Annotated in this window: 4 protein-coding genes; 2 read left to right on the top strand and 2 right to left on the bottom strand. The window is 42.2% G+C overall.

Features of this window, described 5'->3' with window-relative positions; translation table 11 throughout:
* Positions 1–60 precede the first annotated feature (60 nt).
* Together IM477_RS08005 and IM477_RS08000 are read right to left on the bottom strand one after the other, a co-directional pair.
* A complete protein-coding gene (locus IM477_RS08005; RefSeq protein ID WP_287731255.1) occupies positions 61–315 on the bottom strand; it encodes a hypothetical protein in 255 nt (84 codons plus the stop codon).
* Between the two features lie 260 nt (positions 316–575).
* Positions 576–1,136, bottom strand: coding sequence for a RipA family octameric membrane protein (locus tag IM477_RS08000; protein WP_287700679.1), 561 nt, complete (start codon positions 1,134–1,136; stop codon positions 576–578).
* 264 nt (positions 1,137–1,400) lie between these two features.
* Between IM477_RS08000 and IM477_RS07995 the strand changes: the two genes are divergently transcribed.
* Both IM477_RS07995 and IM477_RS07990 read left to right on the top strand, forming a co-directional pair.
* On the top strand, positions 1,401–2,300 hold the full coding sequence (locus tag IM477_RS07995; RefSeq protein ID WP_287731254.1) for a J domain-containing protein: 900 nt from the start codon (positions 1,401–1,403) through the stop codon (positions 2,298–2,300).
* Positions 2,301–2,390: 90 nt separating this feature from the next.
* Positions 2,391–3,866, top strand: coding sequence for a serine/threonine-protein kinase (locus IM477_RS07990; protein ID WP_287731253.1), 1,476 nt, complete (start codon positions 2,391–2,393; stop codon positions 3,864–3,866).
* Positions 3,867–4,795: the final 929 nt, after the last annotated feature.

Genomic DNA, 4,795 nt, shown 5'->3' with positions numbered 1-4,795 from the left:
TAAGCCGAGTTTTCAAGGTGCTGCGCCGTCCACTTGGTTTTCGAGACTGGCCTTTTAATTCTAACGTAAAGCCAACCTAGAACGGCGGGGTTTCAGACCCAAAATTTCCGATGAGGCACGTTCCTGATTAACGTACTCTTGAGCATCAAGTCCATTCCAGATTTCTTTTCCTAGTCCTTCTAGTTCCATAATGCTATGCTTGGGCTTGACAAGCATAGGGCGACGTACCATTACAGCTAACTCTTTTAACAAGCGAAGTTGCTCGTCTGGGGTGAGATTCTCAACTTGGCGGCGAACATCTTGATAGGTAGTCATGCTCTTTACTCCCTGTTTCTTCCATTAATCATGTCATATTGCACACAGATCAAGGCTCCAAAAAGTAAGGTAAAATGCCCCCATATTTGTCTATATCCGATCGCACTCCCGTCCGTCGCTGTGCCTAGACGTTTTTAGCTGATAATCATTTGCTTGAATCAATGACCATGGTGTGTTCCCCAAAATCGATCGCTGCAGCGGTAGGACTTGCATTAGGGAACGCACTTTACCATATCTACCATAGTGGCGATCGCTGGTAGTTATAGCCAAGGAAACCTCCAAGAAAAATATGCAATCAGCACCCAAATGACTACAAAAAGAATTGAAATAAACTGAGGAAACCAAAGTGCTCTCAAATGAATAGGGTCATCTTTAGGAGCATTTGAACGCCATCGAGGAATAAGAACAGGGTCTAATTTTGAATTCTTACTAACTAATTCTAAACGTAATTTCCCCCACATATCAATAGTTTTTGTAGCACCCTGAATCATAAAATAAGACAAAAAAGATACAATAATTGCTAGGATCGGTAGCAAAAGATTAGAAAACCAGTTTGGTCCTTTGCTATTGCTGTAAGTAATAGCATATACAGTAAGTAAAAAAGATTGGCAAGTAATATACCAAGTTACACGACCCATTAATAAGCTATGTTCATGTTGAATTTCACTACGAAAATATTGAAACAATTCCCATGTTTTATTGGCGGATTCAGAGGTTTCTTTTAGGTACTCCAAACCTTCTCTGATATTTAACTCTTGAGAAGTAACTTCTGACTTGAATAATTTCCGAAAGTTTTTTAGTATTTTTATTAGCAATTTCATGAAATCACCCTTTGGTTAATTTTACTCTGGAGACTATATAAGTCTATGAACTCCGATTTTTGAGCGTAAAGATGGCAAGCTAACTATTAACTATAAAGAAAATTTGCCAACAACAATCCTTAGAGTAAGAATATATGGAAACTTTCGGCATATCACCCAATTTTGTAGATTTGTGACAATCAGCCGAGATACAAAGAACTTTTCAGCGATCATAGCACGAATTATAATTCTTCGGGTAACTGAGCAGACTAACTAAAAGTTGCCATGGCGGAGCAAATTCTTTCTCTACTCCTGTACTTAATTGTCATTTTAACGGCTTTTTGGTTTATTAGCCCCCAAAAAAAGCCCCGTAGTCATCCCGCCTATCATCTTGCTTGTTTACTAGAAGATGCTCCTGAAAGCTCTTTAAAGGGTCAATTTTATCCCCTGGCTACTCCCTTGGCTACCCCGATCGCCTGTACTGTTCCGCAGGTGTGGCGCAGTGTATATAGGCAGTCTCTGGCAAAACCGGATGTTAATTATTGGCAATGGCGCGGTATGCCCGAAAATGAGCAGTTTTGTCGGGAATTACGGGAATTATTGCGATTAAATCCGGCTAGAGGTTACGCTAAGGAAATTCTGGAAAGTCTCGCCTTGGGTCAAGATCCTTTTTATCATCTCTACTGGGATCTAAAAGCGATCGCTAAGGGTAACTTTAACACTATTGGCACTAATAAACTAGCTGAGGGCAGATTTGCCCAGCGAGATTTGCGAACTCATCAGCAGATGCGGAGGGATTTTCGTCAATGGCATTTACAAGCTTGTGAACAGTTGGGAAAAGAGCGGGTTAAAGCGGTTTATCGGCTGTGTTATGGGTCAGATTGGTCATTAATCGCCCAAATTCTCTATCCTTATTCTCGTTCCTTGGCCGTGATGATTATAGAGTCGGCTAATCCCGTTTGGTGGCGAGTGTTGGGGATTACTCCTTTTACCACGACTAACCGGATTGAGAACAATTATAAAACTCTCTTGTGTTATTGGCATCCCGATCGCAATTCCCATCCCAATGCTACAGAAATCACCGCCCAGCTTAATCGCGCCTACGATTGTTATCAAAGTTTTCTGGAGATGAGTAGTCAAGATAATGCACCTTTGTGGACGAAAATCCGTCGCTGGATTCCTTAGACTTGACTCTAGTTTTTCCCTTGACTTTTTCCTTAACGAAAGAATGTTAGTCTAGGAACAATTTAGGACCACGCTTGCACTCTCAGGGTAATGAATCTAGTGCTTTTAAACAATCGCTACCAAATTGTTAGTACCCTTGCTAGGGGGGGATTTGGGGAAACTTATATCGCTATCGATACGAATATGCCTTCTCAACGGCGCTGTGTGATTAAAAAATTGCAGCCGGCCATTCAAAGTGAAGAGATGCCAGAATGGTTAAAAGAACGTTTTCAGAAAGAAGCAAGCGTTTTAGAGGAATTGGGGGAACAAAATCGCCAAATACCCCGTTTATACGGTTATTTTGCCCAAGATAATCACTTCTATCTGGTGCAGGAATGGATTGAAGGGGAGACACTAACCCAAAAACAGCAACGACAGGGAAATTTATCCTCCTCAGCAGTGCGGACGATTTTAGATAATTTACTGCCTGTTCTTGATTTTATTCACAGTCGCCGCATTATTCACCGGGATGTGAAACCCGATAATATTATCTTAAGAAATAGTGATAATTTGCCCGTTTTAATCGATTTTGGGGTAATGAAAGAAGCAGTCGCCACCTTACTCGATCCTACGGGAAAAAGTGCCTATTCGATCGCCCTTGGCACCCCCGGTTATATGGCTTCGGAACAGGCTGCCGGGAGACCGGTCTTTTCTAGTGACCTTTACAGCCTAGGCTTAACGGCGATTTTTTTATTAACGGGAAAAACTCCCCAATATCTAGAAACTGACTCGCGTACGGGGGAAATTCTCTGGCGACAGGAGGCAGAAAATGTTAATCCTAATTTAGCTATGGTAATCGATCGAGCGATCCGTTTTCATCCCCGGGATCGGTTTGCCACTGCTAGGGAAATGTTAGCAGCTTTGGCAGAAATATCCCCCGATTTGTCCACCCAACCAACTATCGCGGTTTCTCCCCATAGTCCCCGATTAAAGTCCTCTACACCCCCAAAACCAACCGTCTCCCCCACTGTGGTTATTCAACCCAATTCTGGAAAAAAAAAGAATCCTTGGCTGTCGATTTTGCTGATTTTTGCGGTGACAATTGGGGCTTTTGCCCTAGGATATCGGGGATTTATGGCTCTTTTACCCAAAAATGAGGAAATTGAACCATTACCAACCCCTGAACCTTCTCCTAGTCCTGAAATCATTCCTCCTCCCTCCCAAGATTTTCCCCCTATCCGACGACCTTCTCGTCAACGGACTCCCATTTATTCCCCGACTCCTACCCCATCCCCGACTCCTACCCCAGAGGTGATTCCTAGTCCAGAAGCGACTCCAGAATTAACTCCTAGTCCCACCCCAGAAGAAGTAATTCCTATTCCTGTTCCCCTTCCTGAAACGGAGCCGAGTCCTCAAGTTTCTCCCCTTCCTTCTCCTTCTCCTTCTCCTTCTCCTTCTCCTTCTCCTTCTCCTTCTCCTTCTCCTGTTCCAGAGGTGATTAATCCCCCGGTTAATGAGGATAAAATTGAACCGATCGCTCCTCCCGTTTTATCACCTTCTCCTCCTGAAGAAAATAGTAATCAATAGACTGCTTGCAGAAGTCGGAAAGGGGAAGTTGATAATTTTCTCTTAAACCTTTGCCCTTTTCCCTACAATGAAAGAGAGCTACTGTTTAGGCTTAATCCTTCTGATTCTATCTGCTCTGCCAGTTGACGCAGTAGATCAAAAATGCTAGTTAAGGTTTCCTCCGGTAATTTAGCCCTATTCAATTATTTCTATTATCCCCAGTCTATCATCTGGTTGGTGCGAGGTAATCCTGTTTAATTTAGTTTGCGATCGAGTTGAGGATCAGTCAAGGGAGAAGGCAAAGGCGAATACGACATACTGCGCCACAATATCTCACGGAATGAGGATAGTTCGCCTGAGAAGGAGTAAAAAAAACAGGGGAAAACACCTGAGACTCCTTGCTCTGTGAATCGCTAATCGGGGAAAGGAATGTAAAGATTTATTAAATTGTAGCTTTTAATACTTTTTTGATGGGGATAGTGTGTATGATTCTGTTGTCTGCCTTTGACGTTGGGTGGGGGTGTTGCTTGACCTAGCTGCGAGGTTAGCGATCGCCTGACATTTTGGGAAATTTACCAAATTCTTTGAACGGGGTAACGGTCAAATATTTCATCAATGCTCAGAATAGGCATAATTTCGGTTATTGATTGGGATATTAAAAGTCGATCAAAGGGGTCTTTATGATAGTGGATAAGGGTTGCTAGTGTCCAGATATGAGCTAGATCAATAGAAAGTATTTCTAGATTATTAATGGTTATTTGATTTTTAATTAATTCCTGTAAAGATGGGTTAAGTTGTTAAGTTGTAAGTTGGGGAGCATCTCACCTTTGCAATGAGCATAAATACTTAGTGGAAAAATAGGCTTTTCGAGGGTAATTCTTGTTTTAATTCTCCATGTACGCAGTCTTTAAAAGCCTCTATTTCGTTCCAAGACACGATTAAGAGTGGCT

Origin of the sequence: Microcystis sp. M090S1, from assembly GCF_020246295.1 — a bacterium.
GTDB lineage: Bacteria > Cyanobacteriota > Cyanobacteriia > Cyanobacteriales > Microcystaceae > Microcystis > Microcystis aeruginosa.
The sequence above is the reverse complement of the archived record's forward strand: the minus strand, read 5'-3'. Positions and strand labels throughout refer to the sequence as shown.